Genomic DNA, 17,861 nt, shown 5'->3' on the forward strand with positions numbered 1-17,861 from the left:
CGGTGCGTGTGGGCGAACGCGCGAACTGTACCCGGCCCATCAGCCCCTGTCTCGTTCGAGCGCACGGCAGGGGTACACACGCCACCGACTGGTCGCCGGCGGTTATGTTTGCTGGGCTGATGCATGAGAAGGAGTTCATCTGATGCGTTCGGTCAACGTGGCCACTGTGGCTGTCGGCGTGGTCATCACGCTCGGTGCCAACTGACACGTTGGGTCCGGCGTCGCGCGCAGTTCAGCTGTGATTTTGGTCGGCTTTGAGCAGGATCTTGTACTGCGCCGAGATCATCTGGCGCGTCGTGACGGCAGATCTGTCGGTGGCGACTCCGAGGTAGCGACCGACCTGAACCCAACACTCGTACTGCGGGCCGATCACGGTGTCACGACTCAGACACCTGGCGACGGGCAGGCCGACGGGGGGTGAGGTCACTCGAATGGTGGCCGATGGGTTCGGCATCTGGGTGGTCATGACCCGACTCGCCCCCGCCGCCGTGGCCGATCGGAAAACGGTGGTCTTCCACACGGCGATGTGGTCGGTTCCGGTGTCGACGAACAGTTTCCGGACCGCGGGCTGGTCGTCCCCGGCGAAATGGGATGCCCCGGTCGGCCCGTACACCGCCCGTGTGGTGCCCGCGCGGTTTGCGCTGTCGGCGTCAGGAATGGTGTAGATGAGGATGGAGTCGCTGTCCACCGGCAGCTGTGCATTCGGCCCGCGTGCAAGCGCCGGGAACTTCTTGATCTCCGTGATCTGCGCTGCCGTGGCCTTGGTCAACAACGGCGCCAGCTTGGATTCCTGGTCTGGCTCGCCGAGAGTGCGGGCGAATATCACGAAGACTCCCGACGGAGTCGCCGACAGCAGAGCCGGCCCACCCGATACCGATCGGGCCATGCGGGCGGCGAATGCCACGCCCGGTACTGCGACCGGTCGTTGCACCTCGTCTGCGGGGGCGGCTGTCGAGTCGGCGACCACCGTGTCGATGGCCTTCTTCGCGGCAGCAGCAGCATCCTGCGGGGTGATGAAGCGAGCCACCATGAGCGTCAACGAGAGTTTGGGGTAGGTCTTGCCGGCGGTGCCGGGACTGCCTGCTGCTGCCGTGAATCCCCCGAGCGTCGTCTTCAGCAGATCGGTGTACGCGCGCTTGGATCCGAGGACGGCTTCGGCTGTCGCGGGCATCGTCCCGGTGGGCTCGTTGTAGTCCCTGAGCTCAGGGTCGACGTCGGCGGGCAGGATGATGAACTCGGCCATCCGCTGTTCTTCTACTCGGATCAGCTCAGCATCGGGTGTACTCGAGGTCACCGGAGGAAACGGGGGCGAGGGGTCGGTCTGAAAGGTGCCGGTGTCCAAAGCCTTCAGGTTCACCAGGTCGCCGGGTCGTGGCTTGGCGGAGCCGCCGACGCTGTTGGCGCATCCGACCACGGTCAGGATGCAGGCCAGGCCCAGTGCGATGTAGCGGGCGAGCCGGACGGGCCGGCTTGTCATGGTTGTCACGAGAATGTGATGCGGCCCGAGAACGCGATGTTCCCGCGACGTGGTCGGAGCTCACTGCGCACTTTGGTCGGCCTGGGTGAGGATTCGGTATTGCGCCGAGATCTGCTGATGAACGTCGTCGACTTTCTTCGCCGTGGCCTCGCCGACATAACGCCCCACCTGTACGCGGCAGCTGTAGTCGCTGCTGACGGAATTCACCTTCGCCAGGCAGGTGGCGGCCGACAGGCCCGCCGGAGAAGACGTTGGCCGGTACCCGCCGTCGGTTTCGATTCGCACCAGTCCGTCCTTCAAGACCTTCGCCTTGTCGGCCGTGGTCGCTCGATAGACGTTGGTCAGGCCGATGGCGTTGTGGTCAGACCCTGCGGCGGTCAGCAGCTCGGACACCCGCTGCGAGTTGTCGATCAGATGGGCAATGCCGCGCGGACCGAACACCGCAGGGACCAGACCGACGGTGGTGACTTTGGGATCACGCAACGTGTAGATCAGGATCTTGTTCTGATCGAGCTGGATCTGCGAGTTCGCACCCAGCGGGGTCTGCGGGAACCGGGCGATCAATGGTTTCTGGAGTTCGAGGGAGCGCTTGGCCCAGGCGGTGATCTGCTCGGCTGGTACCGGCGGGTCGGTGGGCGCGTTGAACTGGTCGATCAGCAGGTAGTCCCGGAACGGCGTGAACACCTGGGTGAGGCCGGATCGTCGCAACACTCGGCTGTCGGGGAGGGCGGGCACCGCCACCTCGGTCCAGGCCCCTGCCGACGTGGTGGTGGCGAGCACCGACCGGGCCAGTGCGTCGCTCGCCTGCCGAGCCCCGGCCGGGTCGCGGAATCGGAAAACTGCATGCGTCACACCGGTGCTCGCCCCTCCGGGCGTGGCTTTGTTGCTGCCGGAGCTGAGGAACCCCGCCACCACCCGGTTGTCCTTGAAGACTTGAACGCTGGCTTTGTTGCGGAACATCGCAGGCAGGGAGCGGACGGTCCCGGCCGGGAAACCGGTCTCAGTGAAGATCGGGTCGATCTCCTGGATGAGGATGGTGAACTCGGCCATCCGTTGGCTCTCGATGACGTCGCGAGTGTCGGCGGGCGCAAACCCGAACGCGGGCTGGGCGGTGGTGGCGTACGAGCCGGTGTCGAGCGCTCCCGGATCCGATGCCGACGAGCCCGACCCCGCCGAGCCCGACCCCGCCGAGTTGGAAGCCGAGGCCGGACGGGCCGAGTCCGATGAGTCGGACGAACACGCAGTCGCTGCGCTGATCGCTGCGACGAGCACCAGCAGGCCGGCTGTGCGCGGGAGAGGCGATCGCATTGGTGAGCTCCTGTCGTGGGGAGGCTTTACGAACGTGCAGACTGTACCCGCGGGCACGGTTGCTGTCTCGTTCGCACGTACGGGCACGTCGCGGCCGGTGGCGGGACATCGAAGCGCGGGAACATCGAGGCGTCCGACCGCATCAGAGACACCGGAACGTGCCGACGATAAGTACGCTCCGAGCTGACGACGAGCAGCTGCGCAGCCCGCGACGGCGAAGACAGGAGGACCGTGACCGAGCAGAGCATGGCCAAGTCGGCTGCCGATTCAGCGGCACCGGTCGCCGACGCGGCGGTGAACGAGGCCAACGCCCAGGCGCGCAAGGTGCTGGCCGGTGGCGCTGCGGTGTTGCGGGCGTACAAGCTCGACCACATCGCCGACCTCGCCGAACGCAAAGCATCGAGCGAGCGCCAGCTGCGCAGCGTGGTGGTGGTGGGCGAGGTGAAACGGGGTAAGAGCTCGCTGATCAACGCGTTGGTGGGGCATCGTGACCTCTCGCCGACCGGCGTGGACGTGGCCACCACCATCCCCATCGCGGTGTGCCCGTCCACCGACCCGCCGCTGGATGGAACCGCGGAGCTGATGTTCCCTGACCATTCCAGTCGCGTCCCGCTGGGCACGCTGGCCGACTGGGTGACCGTCGACGGCAAGCATGTCCGCGACCTGCACCTGGAGTCGCTGCCCACTCGGGCAAGCATCCCCATCGCCCATTCTGAGCTCGGCGATGTGACCTTGATCGACACGCCAGGGGTCGGTGGCCTCGATCCGACGATGGCTGCGTTGGCCAACAGTTCCGCGCAGCAGGCGTGCGTGGTGGTGATCGTGTGCGACGCGACCACCCCGTTGACCGCGCCGGAGATGGATTTCATCCGATCGGCCGGTGCTTCGGTGGACGGTCTGATCGTGGTGGTCACCAAGACGGACAAGAACATTCGCAGCTGGAAGGCGATCGTCGAGGACAATCGCCGGTTGCTACGTACCCACCTCGACCGGGAGGTGACCGTGCTGGGGGTGTCGAGCCTGCGTGCGGTGATCGCCGCCGAGATGCCACCCGGTGCCGAACGCCGACACAGCGAACAGGCCTCGGGGATCACGTTGTTGCGCAGCGAGATCCGTCGGCGACTGGACCTGGCCGATCAACTCCCGGCGTTGGATGCGTTGCGCACCAGTCGCGAGGGTCTGGCCCGGGTCAAAAAGCAGGTGGATCGTGAATACGAGACCGTCGAGGGTTCGGGATCCACGCTGCCCGATCTCACCCGGCAGCTCGCCGATCTCGAGCGGCTCAAAGAGGAGAGCCGCGAGTGGGAGCAGTACCTCGCGCGTGACCTCGCCCAGCTGCGCCAGAAGGCGATGGACGACGCCGATCACCGCCTCGAGGAGATCCGAGATCGGTGGACCACCCGCATCCACAAGAACGGTATGGAGGTGCTGCGGCGCAGTCCGCAGAAGTTCACCGCAGACATGCAGGTCGAGTTGCAGCAGGCGCTGATGTCGACGATGTCGGGATTCCTCGAGCAGCTGTACCACCAGATCGTGCGACCACGTTTCGACGATCCGGCCATCTGGGATCTGATCTGTTCGCAGATTGTGGCCTCGCTCTACGGACAGAAGGTCGAAGGCCCGCAGGTGCAGTCCAAGCGCCACGGCATCCTCGACCCCACGCTGTTGAGCATGGGTGTCATGGGTTCGTCGATGATCGGTGGTCTGATCGGTCTGTCCTCGGCGTTGGGCGTGGGCGCGGTGGTCGGTACCGTCTGGGTGTCGGTGAACCTCGGCTTCCGAGCCATGCGGACGGGAAAGACCAACCTGCTCAACTGGTTACGCGAGACCATCGGCATCACCAAGACGGCCACCGCCCGGCTGCTGGAGATGGCCATCTCCCAGGCGCGGCCGGACATCGTGGTGCGTTACCGAGATTTCCTGCGCGTCAACATCGAAGCGCTGCAGAAGGAGATCACCGTCGCCAAGGAAGCTGCGAACGCCGATGCGGCCAAGCGGGAGAAGAACCTCAAGCGTCTGACCACCAACCGCGAGGTGATCAACAAGCGGATCTCGGAGACCGACAGGATGATCGAGCTCCTGCGAGCTCAGGAGAACAAGCGATGAGCGCCCCGATGTCCGATCCCGTCCACTCTGTCCTGGACCAAGGTCTGCGTGCGATGGCCGGCTTCGGAGGCGACCTGGTGGCCCATGCCAATCAGATCGGGGCCAGTCTCTACGCGCCGCCGCGACTGGTGGTGGTGGGACGGCTCAAGGCCGGCAAGTCGACGTTGGTCAACGCGCTGATCGGTGCCCCGGTGGCCGAGACCGCTGCGCTGGAGGCCACGCGCGTGGTCGCGGTGTACCAGGACGGGGCGCCCTCACGTGCCGAGGTGGTGGGCCTGGACGGCCGACGCCATCCGGTCCCCGTTGTGCTGGGCGAGGTCTCGTCGTTCCCGATTCCCGACGAGGAGATCGCCTATGTCAACCGGTGGCTGCCGTCGGCGGCCATCCGCGACCTCACCTTCATCGACACCCCGGGTCTGGCCACCCTGACCACCAAGAACGAGGCGGCCACCCGACGCGTGCTGATCGACGGTTTCGAGCAGACGCGCACGGCGTCGGTGGACGCCGACGCCGCGGTGTTCCTCTTCGACTCCGCCCCGCGCGCAGACGAATTGGCGTTCCTCAAGGAACTTCCGCTGTCGCCGCTGAACACCCTGGGTGTGCTGTCGCGGGCCGACGGGTTCGGCGAGGGTGCGTTCGGTCGGCGCGATCCGATCGAACACGCCGCACACCACACCGCCACTTTGGCTCGCCAACTCGGCGACACCGTCGGCGCGGTCATCCCGGTGGCGGGCCTGCTCGCCCAGACCAGCCACACCGGCGCGCTGTCGGAGAACGACGCGCGTGCGCTGGCGTCGCTGGCCGACATGTCGCCACTGGATCTGCTGGACCTACTCGATGACCCTGCGCCGCAACGGGTGTCGGTGCGGGTGCGTGACCGACTGCTCGACCTGGTGGGAGAGTACGGGGTCCTGCACGGCCGTCACATCGCCATCCGCGGGGCGGCGGCGCTCAACGAGTGGTTGTCCCGGCGTTCGGGTGTGCCTGCGCTGTACTCGGTGCTCAGCTCGTCACTGAGCGAGTTCGCGGTGATGAACCGGGCGCGCCGGGTGCTCGACAAGGTCGACAACCTGGCCTACACCCATCCCGCCCGAGACCGCATTCGCGAGATCGCCCACTCCATGCGTCGTCATCCGGCGATGCTGCGGGTGTCGCTGCTCGGCGATCTGCAACGCGTGATCGCCTCCGACCCCCAGGCCCCCTTGGTTGCGGAGCTGCGCACCCTGCTGACCGCGCGCACCTCGGCCGCCGCGGTGGGACTGCCCGACCAGGCGACCCCGCAGCAGGTGGCCTCGGTGGCTCAGCAGCGCCTGCAAGCAGCGCAGGCCCGCGCGGTGTCGACGGTCACCGCCGCCGAGGACGCCGCGTTGGTCAACGTCATCTCTGCCTACTCCGCGCTGATCGGAGCGGGTCGGCGATGAGCGAATCATCGAAGAAAGGGAAGCCATGGCCTCGGAATGGATTCTGAGCGTCGATTTCGGGACGTCGAACACAGCGGCCGCGCATTCGGCGGCCGTCGGCGGTGCCATCGAGTCCTTGGCGCTGTCACACGTGGGCAACCTGGTGTCATCGTCGGTGTTCGTCGAGAGCCCGGACCGGATCGCCGTGGGCGAGCAGGCGATCAACGAGGCGCAGCGTAATCCGGCGGCTTTCATCCCGTCGCCCAAACGACTGGTCGGCCAGCCTGCGGTGGCCGTCAATGGCTACAGCATCCCGGTCTCGCTGCCCATCTCGGCGGTACTGCGGATGGTGTTCACGCGTGCGGCCGCGGCGCATGCCGGCACCCGGCCGAGCCGGTTGGTTCTCACCCACCCTGAAGGCTGGTCACCGGAGCAGACCCACGTGTTGATCGAAGCCGCGGTGTCAGCTGGGATGCCCGAGAGTGGGATCACCCTGATGTCCGAGCCGCGCGCGGCCGCAGCGCATTACGCGCGCTCGGCAACGCTCGCTGATGGTGCGCGGGTCGCGGTGTTCGACTTCGGCGGCGGCACCCTCGACGTCGCGGTGCTGGTCAAGACCGGCCCGGGCCGATTCGACGTCATCGCTGCGCGTGGAGACAACGGGCTCGGTGGTAAGAACTTCGACGCGACCATCCGGCAATGGGTGGATGAGCAACTCGAGGCCCGCAATCCTGGACTGCAGCACTATCTTCGGCGGGACGCGCCGGTCGGTGTGCGGTTTGCCCTCGATGATTCCATCCGGCGCGCCAAGGAACTGCTTTCCGAGACGCCCAGCGCCACCATCACCGTCGCGGGCGACGGCTTCCGGGAGGTGCTGCAGCTGACGCGGGACGAGCTCGAAGAACTGATCGCGCCTGCGATGTCGGCGGCGGTCAACCTCGCTCGGTCCACCCTCGCCGACGCTCGTCAGCAGTCCGGCGCCGATGTTGAGGCGATCTACCTGACGGGCGGCACCTCGCGGATTCCGCTGGTGCACCAGATGCTGTCCCAGCTCGGACCGGTGGCCACCCTGGACGACCCGAAAACCGTTGTGGCGCAGGGAGCCATTCACGGTTTCCTCACCTCTCGACCCGATCAGACGCCGTCGGTTCCCACGCGCGTGCAGCCGGCGCCGTGGGGTGAGCCTGGTCGTCCGGTCTCGGCCCCGGTAGCCGGATCGGTCCCAGCGCCGGCGGGTGCCGCGCGCAGCAAGCGGCCGATCCTGATCGGCGTCGGTGTGGCTGCCGTCGTCGCGGTGGTGGCCACGGTGGGATTCCTGGTCCTGGGGAACTCGGATTCCGACGGTGGCTCCGGCACGGCCGCAAGCAGCGCGCCGTCGGTTGCCTCCCCGTTGTCCGGAGCCTCCACCCAGGAAGAAATTCTGGCCGTGGTCCCGACGAAGCTGCGGTCGGACCTGCAGAACTGCGCGCGCACATACGACTCTACGGCCGGCCTGAACTACCTGATGGTCTGTCTCATCACCTCCAACAGTCAGCTGACCAAGGAGGTGGCCAACCTCGACAGCAGTCGAGTGACGGCCGGTGTCGACTCTGGTGAGGCTGCCGGGCGACTGGACTCGATCACCAGCGGCACCGGGAAGTTCGGCGCGGGCACCCTGGTGGACGGTAGTGGCAAGACCAAGGCGGCTCGGGTGTTCGACGATCCCAACACCGGCTGGACCATGCAGTACGCCGACTCTGCATCGGGTCTGGTGATGACGGTGACCGGGTTCATCGACGCCAAGGCGGCGGGGACCTTCGCATCACGCGCGGGGCTGTTCTGATGGCCACCGACCTGCTTGACACCCCGCCGGTGGGGTTGGTGGCCGCACTCGGGATCGACATCGACCGCGACCTGGCAGTCCCCGATCAGATCTGGGCGAATGCCATCGCGGCGATGCTGGGAGAGAATGAGGCTGCCGAGCGCGGCCCGAGGAGGAAGCCATGAGCTCGAATGGATCGGAATCGCTGATCACGTCCCTGGGGATCGGGGTGGACGACACCCAAGTGCCCGATGACGTGTGGAGCTCGATGTTGTCGGTCGCCTTCGACCCGAACACCGCTGCGAGTGATGCTTCGATCGTGCCCACCATGGACGACTCGGGTGATCTCCCTGAGGATGACGACGACTACGTCGTGCAACCGCACTCCACGACCGACCACGACGACCCGGCGCGAGACGCCGACCATGACTCGGCGCATCACGGCGACGCCGATGGCCACACGCACGCCCATCACGACGACTCGCATGATCCCGATCCGCACGCCCACCACGACGACTCGCATCACGGTGAAACGGATTGGCATGTCTGACACCATGACTCGTGCAGTCGACGAGGCGGCGTTGCTGGTTGCAGCGCGTAACGGCGATCAGCATGCGTTTGCCGAGTTGTTGGGGTTACACCGCAACCGCATCTGGGCGGTGTGTATCAACATCGTCGGCAATCGTGCTGATGCCGAGGATGCGTTGCAGGAGACGTTGATCGCGGCCTGGCAGCACCTGGAGAAGTTCCGGGGTGAGGCGAAGTTCTCCACCTGGCTCCACCGGGTGGCCGCGAATGCGGCGCTGGCCGTGGTGCGTCGGCGCAAAGCCAACACCGACATCGTCGACTTCAACGATGCCGATGGTCCGGTACTCGTCGATGACACTGCAAGCGTTGCCTTCGACGAACGGCTGGCCATCCAAGATCAGCTGCGGATCGCGTTGGCCGAGCTGCCCGAGGACTTTCGGACCGCCCTGGTGTTGCGGGAGTTCAGTGGTCTCACCTACTCCGAGATCGCCGAGCATCAGGGCATCGGGGTGCAGACCGTGAAATCGCGTCTCAATCGGGCGAGATCGCAGCTGGCCGAGCGTTTTCAGGCCTACGAGTACGTGCCGGTGGACTGAGCGCTCGATCGTCGGACGCACCCGGATTCACCTACGCCGCAGGGCTTCATCGATGAGGTGGCGATAATCCGAGCGTCTCATCCGTTCGGCGAGCACCACGGGTGAGACCCCGGAGTTGTTGCTGGAGAGGGGATCTGCGCCAGCCTCCAGTAGCAGGGCCACCATGTTCGGGCTGGAGCCGAGCATGGCCGAGATGAGCGCGGTGTTGCCGAACCCGTCTCGGCGATCGACCTGCGCGCCTGCGTTGAGCAGCATCTCGGCTTGATCGGGGTGGTCGAGGTGCGCGGTCCACATCAATGCGGTCCAGCCGCTGCCCGCGCAGACCTCAGGATCGGTGCCGCCGCGCAACTCGGCTCGCACGCGCTCGGAGTCGTCGTGGCAGACCGCGTCGATGAGCGCGATCCCGGTCGCGTGATTCACCGTGCGTCGCCCCGGTGGCGGTGGTGGGTCGTCGGTGAGGAACCGGGTGGTCGGTGCCGCCGACCGCACCGGGTGTCCGGCCGTCTCGGCCTCCGACAGCACAGCGGCCACGTCGGCGCCGGGATTGCACGACATCACGAACTCCGGGGTGATGATGCACTGACGCAACAGGTCTGCGACCGTGCCCGGATCGATCACCACCTGATGTCGCTCGCTCAGCGCCCGGATGGCGCTTGTCGTGTCGACCAGGGTCCACGGCAGCCCAGGACCGGGTTCGTCGTCGGCGCTACCGGTGGCGCTGCGCCACCCGCCGAATCCGTCGGCCGACCAGAGCAGCACCGTGAGGTGTGGGTGGGCGGGGGACATGCAGTCGGGGTCGGCGAGCAGTTCGACGAACTGAGCCGACAGACCCGTGGTGTCCAGAGGCCGGAACGCGTCGGGCGGTTCGGCGGCGGTGGCGCGACGACCACACACCACCGTGATGTCGTGGGCGAACACGATGCCGACGTGGTTGCCGTACTCGTCCGACCCGGTGAACAGTGCGTGCCGGGGTCGCCAGCGGTCGATGAGGCGGTGGCGTCGGTCTCGGCGATCGGATGAACGGCAGTACAGAGAATCGAGAACGGCGAGCAGACGACACCGCAGATGCAGGTCGGTTGGGTCGGGGAACGCGTCGAGCAGGCGTTGATCCACCATCAGTCCATCCGATCTGATCTCTGGTGACCTCGCGGTCACGAACGTCAGGACTCAGGGGTCCTGACGATGAGATGCAGTTCGGACAGGCGATGTTCCGGCGGGTGCGAGATCAGTCGGTGTTCTCGGGTCGGCGGGTCAACTGTTCGATCGGGTCATCGTCGGCCGCGGCGGCCATGAACGCGGTGATCTGGGCCCCCATCTGCCCGAACGATTTGCCGGCCGCGGTGTGGGCCACCTGCACCACCAGTTCGGCGAGTTTTTCGGGGGCCAGGTTCATCGCGGCGTCGGAGATGGTCAACCCCGTCATGTGTCCGACGGCGTCGATGGTCACCGTGACCAACTCGTCGGTGTCGGTGTCGGTGGTGCTGATCCGCGCAAACGACTCCGACAGCGTCTGCATGCGATCGAGCGCCCGTCGCGCGCCCGCTTCGAGGTCGTCGAAGGTGATGGCCGTCTTCGGCGGCATCGGTGGACTGTCCGGCAGTGGTACCCGCGGGCCGAAATGCTGCTCGGGATTCATACGCGGCGCATCCAGGTGTCAGGTTCGGAGTCGCCGATCTGCGAGTCCACGTACAGGTCGAAGTCGGCGGCCTCACGTTCGGTGGGCAGGTCGAGGTAGGACAGAGTCTCGATCGAGTGTCCTTCGGCGAGCAGCTGTTTGCGGTGTGCAGCGGCGGCGCGCTTGCCCGCCTGCTGACACAACAACAGGATGGTGCGCGCCAGCGTGGCCGCAGGCTTGTCCATCTCGGACTTCTCGATACGGATCGCGGTGGGCAGGCCCTGTTCGGTGGTGCGCACCTCCACCGACCCGGTCGGGTTGGTGGCGCGGCCGACCGTCTTGAGCGACCACTCCTCGGACTGCGACTCCTGCGCGTCAGGCTCTGCGTCTGCATCGGGAGCAGGCGACGAGTCGGCGTACTCGTCGTCCTCCTCGTAGTAGTTGTCGTACTGGCTCACCCCGCCATGATGACATCTGTAAATGACCCCGCGAGCGGTGCGGTGCGCCTTCGTCCACAGCCCGAGACATACGACGACACCTGTGGATGGGGTCGATATAGTCGTCGCACGGACGCACGGGCGCACCAGGTCTGCTGACAGGTGCGAGAACCCGCGCAAGTCGGTGGAACCGTTCGCGCCGCAGTGGCGTCCTAGGTTTGAGTACTGATTCCGAGGGGTTACTGGAGCGACATGGAGTTCAACATCGATCTCGACGCGATCCGTCGGCAGGCAATCCAAGAAGTCGAAGACAACATGTCATCGATCCAGGAGAAGATCGCACGAGTCGCCGCCGTGCGCGAGGAGGCTTTGGCGATCACGGCGAGCGCGGTGTCACGCGACCAGTTGATCGAGGTGTGGGTCAACTCGGCGGGGACGACGATCCGACTGCAGTTGGACCGGGACGTCTACCGCGAGTACGAACCCGAAGCGCTTGCCGCGGAGATACTCCATGTCACACAGGCGGCCGCGCGGACGGCGCAAGAGCGGGTGGCAGAAAAGCTCGCACTGATCCGAGCCGAGGCGGCATCCGACGCCACCTTCAGTTCCCCGACGGCGGGGCCAGAACTTGCCGACCTCTCACAGATGAAAGTGCCGTCGATGTCGGATCCGGACTCCGACGAGCGGCGGAAATCGTGAGTTCGAACCCACGACAGGAGGTAGAACATGTCCAACCTTGAAGTTGAGATTGCAGGGCTACGCGAGGCTGGCCGCAAGTTCCTTCAGGCCGCAGACGACGTCGCGGCATCTCAGGCCAAGATCTCCGCAGAGGTGGACGGGCGAGACTCGTCGGTCTGGGGAGGCGATGAGCCCGGAGGCGTCTTCGGAGATGGCTATTCGAAGGCACACGCCGAGGCCATGGCCACTCTCGCGGACATCAAGGCTCGCCTCTATGCGGCCGCTGCCGGGGTGGGTAAGAGCGCATCACGGCTCGAGGCGCAAGAAGACGAGATTGCGGCGCGTGTCGCGAGTGAGGGTGGCCGCTAGTGGGTCTGCCAGTCCCTGCGAACCTCGAGTACGCGATGGGCTTCATCGGGGGTAGCTTCGTCTACCCGCAGGGCGACGAGGACCAGCTATTCGACATGGCGAACGCCTATTTCGAGGCAGCGTCGGGCCTGCGTGCCGCCGGTGGCGCGGTAGCTAACGGTTCTCAAAGCCTGCAGGCCGTCATCGCCGGAGACGTCCACGACGCTATGAAGAAGTACTTCGACGACATCGCCGGGCCCGATGGTCTTGCCGGACTGGCAGACAACTTCCAGAAGTGTGGATGGTTGTGTAACACCACAGCGACATCGGTGATCGTGGCGAAGGTGGCGTACGGAGCGACCATCGGTATCTTCCTCTTCCAACTCGCCACGGCACTCGCCGAAGCACCGTTCACCGCAGGGGGGTCGCTAGCTCAGATTCCCATCGATGCAGCGATCGCCGGTGGATCATTGCGCCTGATCATCAGGGCGTTGGTCGACGCGATTATCGAGGCGATCAAGGCGGCGGCACTGAAGCTGATCCAGAAGGAGATGCTTCTGGAGATCGGTCAAGAGGTTGCCAAGTCGACACTTCAGGCTGGGGCAAAGGAGCTGGCCAAGGAACTCACCGCAGGACTGTTTTTCGGGCCGGGCGTTGATGGCACCAAACTCGGGATTGCAATGCTCAAAGGAGGTGCGGAGGGTGCGGTTGGAAAGGTGACCGAGGTCGGAGTGAGTGGGGCGGTGGGTGCCCACGGGTCGCCAGGCCCACATCCCACTCCCGGGCGCAGGTCCCAACACGATGAGGGTGGAAACCGTGACGGTGCACCAGACACACCTCCTGCCTCGGACCCCGACACAGACCGGGCGACTGGCGGCCGTCGAGATCAGGACCAGACTGGAACACGAGATCAAGAAGGCGGTCCGCCACCTGCGGTCGGTGCGCCGGGGAACGGACAGGCAGGGACAGGACGACGATCGACGCAGGATGAAGATTCATCTAGACGGGGCTCTGACCGGGAACAGGCCACTCCTCCTCCGGACGGCACCTCTGACCGCGATCAGGCTCCTCCCGATGGGTCCCCGGCCGACCCAGCTGGTGCCCCGCCTGATCGTGCGACACCAGGCGGGCGGAACGACGGTGATGGAGACCCGCCCCGAGGGCGAGTTATCCCGGGGCCGACGCCGGCTGAACAGTCGCCGACTGTCGAGGAATTGAACGCGAAACTCAACGGCGAGGCTGCGAAGTATCTCTACAACCAAGCGCTGGCGTCGCCTCCTGAAGCGCCAGGTTCACCGCCCTCGACCCTGCAGCAGCCAGCGTTCTCGGAGGGCGGTATCGCGGATGCGGTGACCAACTCTGTGCCAGTTGCGTCCTCGACGTCGACCCCAGTCGGTGGCAATCCGGGAATGGCTGCCACGCCGGGGCCCTTCGCGGGAGATCCAGGCAATGACTTCAGCACCACGACCGATGATCATGAGCCACGTGTCTCCAGGCTGAACCTGGACACCTCGGGCGAACGCACGACCCGCTGATCGTTGTGCGAGCGGAACCGAAACCGTATCCACCGCGTCCTATATGCGTGGATGTGAGAACGTGAGAGCCACCCGCGACAGTGCGATGCACGTCATAGTGCGCAGTTCTAACGAAAAAATGGCCCGTCCGGGCTCAGTCCGTTACAGTTTTGCCAGCACGCCGCACAGCTGTGCGACGTTGACCAGGAGGGGTTTGTCACATGACTGAATTCGTCGCTGACCCGAATGCCATCCGCGCCTACGGTGCCACGTCGTCGGCCATCGGTGCCGCCATCGACAGTGCCAGCGTCACCGATCTCGCCGCCAACATCGCGGTGATGGTTCCCGTATTCGGGCTGATCGGTCAGGATTTCCTGGCGGCGTTCGGCCTGGCTCAGTTCGCCAACGCCACCTCGACTGCCGCACTGGTGGCGGCCCACCAGGGTTCGGCGGCATCGGCGATGGTGACCGCAGCCAGCTACGAAGCCACCGACGGCGCACACGCCGCCGCGCTGCGCTCCGCGGCGTCCTCGCTGTGACGGCAGGTGCGGGCCATGTGCCGGCACCTGGACCAGGGGCTCATCACGGGGCTGGCCCAACAGTCATGGACATGCTGGATCACAGCGCGATAGCGCCGTTGCTCCACATGCCGGTGAACGACATCCTCAAGTCGCTCAACTTGCCACCACTGCCGCATATCCCACCGATGCCGCCGCTGCCTCACATGCCGCCGCTGCCCACCATCGACCTCTCGCTGTTGTTCAAGCCGCTCACCGACCTGCTCAAAGGCTTCGGTTCGGGCAACTTCGCCAACGCGCCGTTCAACCCGCAGGACCTGTTCCAGGGCCTGCAGAAGGCCTTCGAGGGGGTGGTTCAACTCGGCAGTCAGGCCATGTCGGTGCTTGCGCCGCTGTGGACGGGTCCGGCAGCGACTGCGGCGCTGGCCAGGGGCACTGAGCTCGCTGGCAACGGCACCAACACCAGCACGCAGAGCGTGGACATCTCCACCGGCATCGGCATGGCCACCGCGTCCGTCGGGAAGGGGTTGGCGCTGCTGCAGGGTGTCATCGCCGATTTCGTCGCCACGCTGCTTCCGATGCTTCCGGTGATCTTCACTCCCCCCGGAATCGCTGCGGTCATGGCGTCGGCGACCGCGCACTTGTCCACCGGGATGGCGATCGTCGCCGAGACTCGCGCCGAGATCACCGCGCACACCGCGCACATGACCATCGCGGGTCGCCCCGTGCCTGTGGCCGCCATCCCAACGGTCGCCGCGCAGATCCCCGGCCTGGCCTCGACTGCAGTGCAGACGGTTGCCAGCCCCATCCAGTCGCTCATCGGCGGCGCCGGTGGGATCGGTGGTGGCGGCCTGGCCGCGCGATCGGCGTTGGGTGGTGGCAACGGCCTGCACGCCAGACGCATCGAAGGTGTTCGCGACGCCGACACCCATTCAGCGGGTGCCGGAGGTGGCCTGGGTGGGGTCGGCGGCGGCGGCTTTGCCGGTGCGGGCGCGGGCTCGGGGTCCAACCCGCAACCGTTGGCTCCCCGGACCGCTGCGGAGTCGCTGGCCTCATCGTCCAACCCGGCGCGGACCCCCGGGGGCAAGGCGGGGATCGACGAGGAGATCGTCACGCGATCGTCCAGCGCGATGCCGATGGGACCGATGGGCGCTGGTGCGGCCGGTGGTGCCAGCCCGGCGACCCACAACTCCGCTGTCGATCGCGAACACGTGGTCGACGCCCGACACACCGACGAGATCGTCGGAGACGTCGCGTCGGCGAGTCCAGCGGTGCTGGGTGCGGTGGAACCCGCTGTCACCCAGACCATCTGGGACGAGCCCGACGAGATGGAGACCTGACGATGTCCGTCCACACCCCGACCGAACGACCTGAGGAGTTCCTGTGACCAGCAACCTGTCCGTCGATCCCGACCAGCTCACCTCCGCCATCTCGCGGCTCGATTCGATCGCGTCCACCCTTGAGAAGACCCTCGGCTCCCATAAGTCTGCGCTGAGTGTCGTTCCGGGCGGATCCGACGAGGTGTCCGTAGCAGCAGCGAAGTCGTTCACCGCGTCTGCCGAGCACTTCGAGAGCGAGTTCACCCACGGCGTCGGCGCGATCCGCGATGTCGCGGGTGCGTTGCGCGATCAGCTGGCCGCGCTCACCGCCCACGATCAGGGCCTCGCCGGCGACCTCAAGGTCTGATCGCCGACCCCCGGCACCACGCCCGCAGCGAACTCGAAACGACCGCAGGACACGAAAGGCTCAACCGACATGACGGGTTTCACCGGAGTCCGGTGGGAGGCACGACAAGCTGAGCAGCTCAGCCGTGACCTCTCCCGTGGCGCTGGTCCGAAACCGCTGTTCGAGGCGGGTATGTCGTGGGGTGCCATGGCGCTGTCACTCTCGGAGCTTGCCGATGATTTCCGTCATGTCCGCAAGCTGCTCCACGAGGGCTACCAGGGCGAAGGCAGCGCAGACATGCTCACGACGGTCAAGAAGCTCGAGAAGTGGGTGGCCGACACCGCCGATCAGGCCATGCGCAACGCCGTCGCAGCCGAGCATCAGGCTGTGGCTCTGACGGTGGCGCTCGCTGCGATGCCCGACGCCGACACCATCAAGACCTTGGCGAACCTCGAGACTGCGATGAAGGCCGTCGCGGCCCCTCCTGGCTCGCTGATCGCCGGCGGCATAGCGAAACTCGACGAACAAGCCACCGGCATGAAGGCACAGGCCGCGCGTGTCATGGCGTCCTACGAACACGCCACCACCCCTGTGTCCAAGCCGTGGGAGCCGGCGAAGGTTCCCGAGAAGCTGGTCAACCGGGCACAGCTGGCACAGGCGCGGTCAGACGCCGAGCAGAAGGCGCAGGTTCAGGCGACGCTGGAGGCTTTTGCCGGCCAGCAAGCGCTGATGGCAGAAATTTCTGCATTCGGTGGAACCAAGCTGGGCGCGTACACGTCAGAAGGGTATGCAGGGCAGACAAGGCGCACCGAGATGCGCGTCGACACCGTGGTGGACGGCGAGAACGTCGTCGTCAAAGGCGGTGACGTCGTGAAGGCCGACGCCGTGTCTCAGCAGGCTCAGTTCGTTCCGGCCGCGCCGATGAGCGCGGCAGCAGGGTCCAACCATTCCTCAGCGCTGCCCGTCACGACCAACGTTGCTCAGGTGCAGGAAGTGATGAATTCGGGGTCGCAGGTCGCCTCACCGCAGGTTATCGGGGTTCCGGAGAAGGAGGCGTCGGCATGATCGACACCACCGTCTCTTTCAATCTCGACCTCGCCGAGGTGTTGGCTCTGTGCGATGAGCTGGTGATTCAGACCTTGCCCGCCGTGCTTCGCGTCGAAGAGCCATGCGCCACCGACCACGACGCGGCGACCTTCCGAGCCGCCGGCCACGCCGCGCTGGTGAAGCGTGGGATGATCGACAGTCTCGGTCACCTCGACCCGCACCTCAAACGGATCATGCTCGCCGCTGCGACACCGGACTGGATCGTGGAAATGCGACGGATCGACGCCACCCAAATTTTTCGATTCTGTGTCTTCGCGCTTGAGGACCGCCGTTTCAGCGCGGCTCGCTCGGAGGATGGGTTCACTTTCGCCGATGTCGTCGATGCCGATGACGAGGCGCTGCTGGTCAACCAGATCAAGCCGCTCATCGGCGCGGCCCCCGGGGCGCCGCAGGTGGGTCAGCTCCGGATGCCCAGCGAGGTGATCGACACTGCGCTTGCGCAGTGTGTCGACGAAGTGGACCACATGGAGGCTCTGTTCTCGATCGGCGTGCCCGAATCGCAGGCGCGTGCCATCGCCGGCACCCTCGCTACTTGTCTGGGGCAGACCGAGATCGTGGTGAACAACGGCTCGACGAGCGATCGCGGTGTATTGGCGATCTTCGACACCCCGCGCGGACGAGTCACCTCACTGGCAGTCAAGTCGGTGTCCGGGGAGCGATGGACCACCATCGGCCCGGGCGATGACCACGTGGTGGTCAACGCGATCAAACAAATCGCACACAATCTTCCCGGCGGCGCCTGATGCGGTGCGGCAGGGGAATC

At 66.0% G+C, this 17,861-nt stretch carries 19 protein-coding genes; 14 read left to right on the forward strand and 5 right to left on the reverse strand.

Annotated features, from left to right (window positions below):
- Positions 1–232: 232 nt before the first annotated feature.
- Both KIK15_RS17470 and KIK15_RS17475 read right to left on the reverse strand, forming a co-directional pair.
- Positions 233–1,477 (reverse strand): hypothetical protein, encoded by a 1,245-nt coding sequence (locus KIK15_RS17470; protein WP_214246031.1) that lies wholly within the window; start codon positions 1,475–1,477, stop codon positions 233–235.
- Positions 1,478–1,537: 60 nt separating this feature from the next.
- Positions 1,538–2,785 (reverse strand): hypothetical protein, encoded by a 1,248-nt coding sequence (locus KIK15_RS17475; protein ID WP_214246033.1) that lies wholly within the window; start codon positions 2,783–2,785, stop codon positions 1,538–1,540.
- A gap of 231 nt (positions 2,786–3,016) precedes the next feature.
- On the opposite strand from KIK15_RS17475, the gene KIK15_RS17480 reads away from it, so the two are divergent.
- Genes KIK15_RS17480 through KIK15_RS17505 form a run of 6 tightly spaced genes read left to right on the forward strand, consistent with a single transcriptional unit; the run spans position 3,017 to position 9,216 of the window.
- Positions 3,017–4,891, forward strand: coding sequence for a dynamin family protein (locus KIK15_RS17480; protein WP_307851953.1), 1,875 nt, complete (start codon positions 3,017–3,019; stop codon positions 4,889–4,891).
- A gap of 8 nt (positions 4,892–4,899) precedes the next feature.
- Positions 4,900–6,312 carry a GTPase gene (locus tag KIK15_RS17485; RefSeq protein WP_250324912.1) on the forward strand — a complete coding sequence of 471 codons (1,413 nt, stop codon included), beginning with the start codon at positions 4,900–4,902 and terminating at the stop codon, positions 6,310–6,312.
- A gap of 25 nt (positions 6,313–6,337) precedes the next feature.
- Positions 6,338–8,113, forward strand: coding sequence for an Hsp70 family protein (locus KIK15_RS17490; RefSeq protein ID WP_214246037.1), 1,776 nt, complete (start codon positions 6,338–6,340; stop codon positions 8,111–8,113).
- Positions 8,113–8,277, forward strand: coding sequence for a hypothetical protein (locus KIK15_RS17495; protein WP_214246039.1), 165 nt, complete (start codon positions 8,113–8,115; stop codon positions 8,275–8,277). Before KIK15_RS17490 ends, KIK15_RS17495 begins: the two co-directional genes overlap by 1 nt.
- Positions 8,274–8,642 carry a hypothetical protein gene (locus tag KIK15_RS17500; protein ID WP_214246040.1) on the forward strand — a complete coding sequence of 123 codons (369 nt, stop codon included), beginning with the start codon at positions 8,274–8,276 and terminating at the stop codon, positions 8,640–8,642. Before KIK15_RS17495 ends, KIK15_RS17500 begins: the two co-directional genes overlap by 4 nt.
- Positions 8,635–9,216 carry an RNA polymerase sigma factor gene (locus KIK15_RS17505; RefSeq protein WP_250324913.1) on the forward strand — a complete coding sequence of 194 codons (582 nt, stop codon included), beginning with the start codon at positions 8,635–8,637 and terminating at the stop codon, positions 9,214–9,216. The genes KIK15_RS17500 and KIK15_RS17505 overlap by 8 nt, the downstream gene beginning before the upstream one ends.
- Positions 9,217–9,243: 27 nt before the next feature.
- Here KIK15_RS17505 and KIK15_RS17510 read toward each other — a convergent pair whose 3' ends face one another.
- From KIK15_RS17510 to KIK15_RS17520, 3 genes are all read right to left on the reverse strand, one after another.
- The gene (locus KIK15_RS17510; protein WP_214246041.1) at positions 9,244–10,332 is read right to left on the reverse strand and encodes an ankyrin repeat domain-containing protein; all 1,089 of its coding nucleotides are present in this window, start codon (positions 10,330–10,332) and stop codon (positions 9,244–9,246) included.
- Positions 10,333–10,441: 109 nt separating this feature from the next.
- A complete protein-coding gene (locus KIK15_RS17515; protein WP_214246042.1) occupies positions 10,442–10,798 on the reverse strand; it encodes a YbaB/EbfC family nucleoid-associated protein in 357 nt (118 codons plus the stop codon).
- A 50-nt stretch (positions 10,799–10,848) separates the two neighbouring features.
- Positions 10,849–11,289, reverse strand: a complete 441-nt coding sequence (locus tag KIK15_RS17520; protein ID WP_214246043.1) for a DUF2694 domain-containing protein — start codon at positions 11,287–11,289, stop codon at positions 10,849–10,851.
- A gap of 231 nt (positions 11,290–11,520) precedes the next feature.
- Here KIK15_RS17520 and KIK15_RS17525 point away from each other — a divergent pair, with 231 nt between their 5' ends.
- From KIK15_RS17525 to KIK15_RS17560, 8 genes are all read left to right on the forward strand, one after another.
- Positions 11,521–11,967: a YbaB/EbfC family nucleoid-associated protein gene (locus KIK15_RS17525; protein ID WP_214246045.1), complete on the forward strand. Its 447-nt coding sequence runs from the start codon at positions 11,521–11,523 to the stop codon at positions 11,965–11,967.
- A gap of 27 nt (positions 11,968–11,994) precedes the next feature.
- On the forward strand, positions 11,995–12,315 hold the full coding sequence (locus tag KIK15_RS17530) for a hypothetical protein (RefSeq protein ID WP_214246047.1): 321 nt from the start codon (positions 11,995–11,997) through the stop codon (positions 12,313–12,315).
- A gap of 35 nt (positions 12,316–12,350) precedes the next feature.
- Entirely contained in the window at positions 12,351–13,829 is a 1,479-nt protein-coding gene (locus KIK15_RS17535; RefSeq protein WP_214246049.1) for a hypothetical protein, read from the forward strand.
- Between the two features lie 200 nt (positions 13,830–14,029).
- On the forward strand, positions 14,030–14,347 hold the full coding sequence (locus KIK15_RS17540; RefSeq protein ID WP_214246051.1) for a type VII secretion target: 318 nt from the start codon (positions 14,030–14,032) through the stop codon (positions 14,345–14,347).
- 71 nt (positions 14,348–14,418) lie between these two features.
- Positions 14,419–15,666, forward strand: coding sequence for a hypothetical protein (locus tag KIK15_RS17545; RefSeq protein ID WP_214246053.1), 1,248 nt, complete (start codon positions 14,419–14,421; stop codon positions 15,664–15,666).
- Between the two features lie 43 nt (positions 15,667–15,709).
- Positions 15,710–16,012 (forward strand): PE family protein, encoded by a 303-nt coding sequence (locus KIK15_RS17550; RefSeq protein ID WP_214246055.1) that lies wholly within the window; start codon positions 15,710–15,712, stop codon positions 16,010–16,012.
- A 69-nt stretch (positions 16,013–16,081) separates the two neighbouring features.
- Complete coding sequence (locus KIK15_RS17555) at positions 16,082–17,056, forward strand: PPE domain-containing protein (protein ID WP_214246057.1); 975 nt, start codon at positions 16,082–16,084, stop codon at positions 17,054–17,056.
- Complete coding sequence (locus KIK15_RS17560) at positions 17,053–17,841, forward strand: ESX secretion-associated protein EspG (RefSeq protein WP_214246059.1); 789 nt, start codon at positions 17,053–17,055, stop codon at positions 17,839–17,841. Before KIK15_RS17555 ends, KIK15_RS17560 begins: the two co-directional genes overlap by 4 nt.
- Positions 17,842–17,861 lie beyond the last annotated feature (20 nt).

Source organism: Williamsia sp. CHRR-6, assembly GCF_018474015.1.
Classification (GTDB): domain Bacteria; phylum Actinomycetota; class Actinomycetes; order Mycobacteriales; family Mycobacteriaceae; genus Williamsia_A.

Excerpts from the sequence above, each read along its gene's own strand:
- KIK15_RS17525 (WP_214246045.1), top strand. The coding sequence starts at position 11,521 with ATGGAGTTCAACATCGATCTCGACGCGATCCGTCGGCAGGCAATCCAA.
- KIK15_RS17505 (WP_250324913.1), top strand. The coding sequence starts at position 8,635 with ATGTCTGACACCATGACTCGTGCAGTCGACGAGGCGGCGTTGCTGGTT.
- KIK15_RS17470 (WP_214246031.1), bottom strand. The coding sequence starts at position 1,477 with ATGACAAGCCGGCCCGTCCGGCTCGCCCGCTACATCGCACTGGGCCTG.
- KIK15_RS17515 (WP_214246042.1), bottom strand. The coding sequence starts at position 10,798 with ATGCCGCCGAAGACGGCCATCACCTTCGACGACCTCGAAGCGGGCGCG.
- KIK15_RS17495 (WP_214246039.1), top strand. The coding sequence starts at position 8,113 with ATGGCCACCGACCTGCTTGACACCCCGCCGGTGGGGTTGGTGGCCGCA.
- KIK15_RS17485 (WP_250324912.1), top strand. The coding sequence starts at position 4,900 with ATGTCCGATCCCGTCCACTCTGTCCTGGACCAAGGTCTGCGTGCGATG.
- KIK15_RS17530 (WP_214246047.1), top strand. The coding sequence starts at position 11,995 with ATGTCCAACCTTGAAGTTGAGATTGCAGGGCTACGCGAGGCTGGCCGC.
- KIK15_RS17475 (WP_214246033.1), bottom strand. The coding sequence starts at position 2,785 with ATGCGATCGCCTCTCCCGCGCACAGCCGGCCTGCTGGTGCTCGTCGCA.
- KIK15_RS17545 (WP_214246053.1), top strand. The coding sequence starts at position 14,419 with ATGCTGGATCACAGCGCGATAGCGCCGTTGCTCCACATGCCGGTGAAC.
- KIK15_RS17490 (WP_214246037.1), top strand. The coding sequence starts at position 6,338 with ATGGCCTCGGAATGGATTCTGAGCGTCGATTTCGGGACGTCGAACACA.
- KIK15_RS17500 (WP_214246040.1), top strand. The coding sequence starts at position 8,274 with ATGAGCTCGAATGGATCGGAATCGCTGATCACGTCCCTGGGGATCGGG.
- KIK15_RS17535 (WP_214246049.1), top strand. The coding sequence starts at position 12,351 with ATGGGCTTCATCGGGGGTAGCTTCGTCTACCCGCAGGGCGACGAGGAC.
- KIK15_RS17555 (WP_214246057.1), top strand. The coding sequence starts at position 16,082 with ATGACGGGTTTCACCGGAGTCCGGTGGGAGGCACGACAAGCTGAGCAG.
- KIK15_RS17510 (WP_214246041.1), bottom strand. The coding sequence starts at position 10,332 with ATGGTGGATCAACGCCTGCTCGACGCGTTCCCCGACCCAACCGACCTG.
- KIK15_RS17560 (WP_214246059.1), top strand. The coding sequence starts at position 17,053 with ATGATCGACACCACCGTCTCTTTCAATCTCGACCTCGCCGAGGTGTTG.
- KIK15_RS17540 (WP_214246051.1), top strand. The coding sequence starts at position 14,030 with ATGACTGAATTCGTCGCTGACCCGAATGCCATCCGCGCCTACGGTGCC.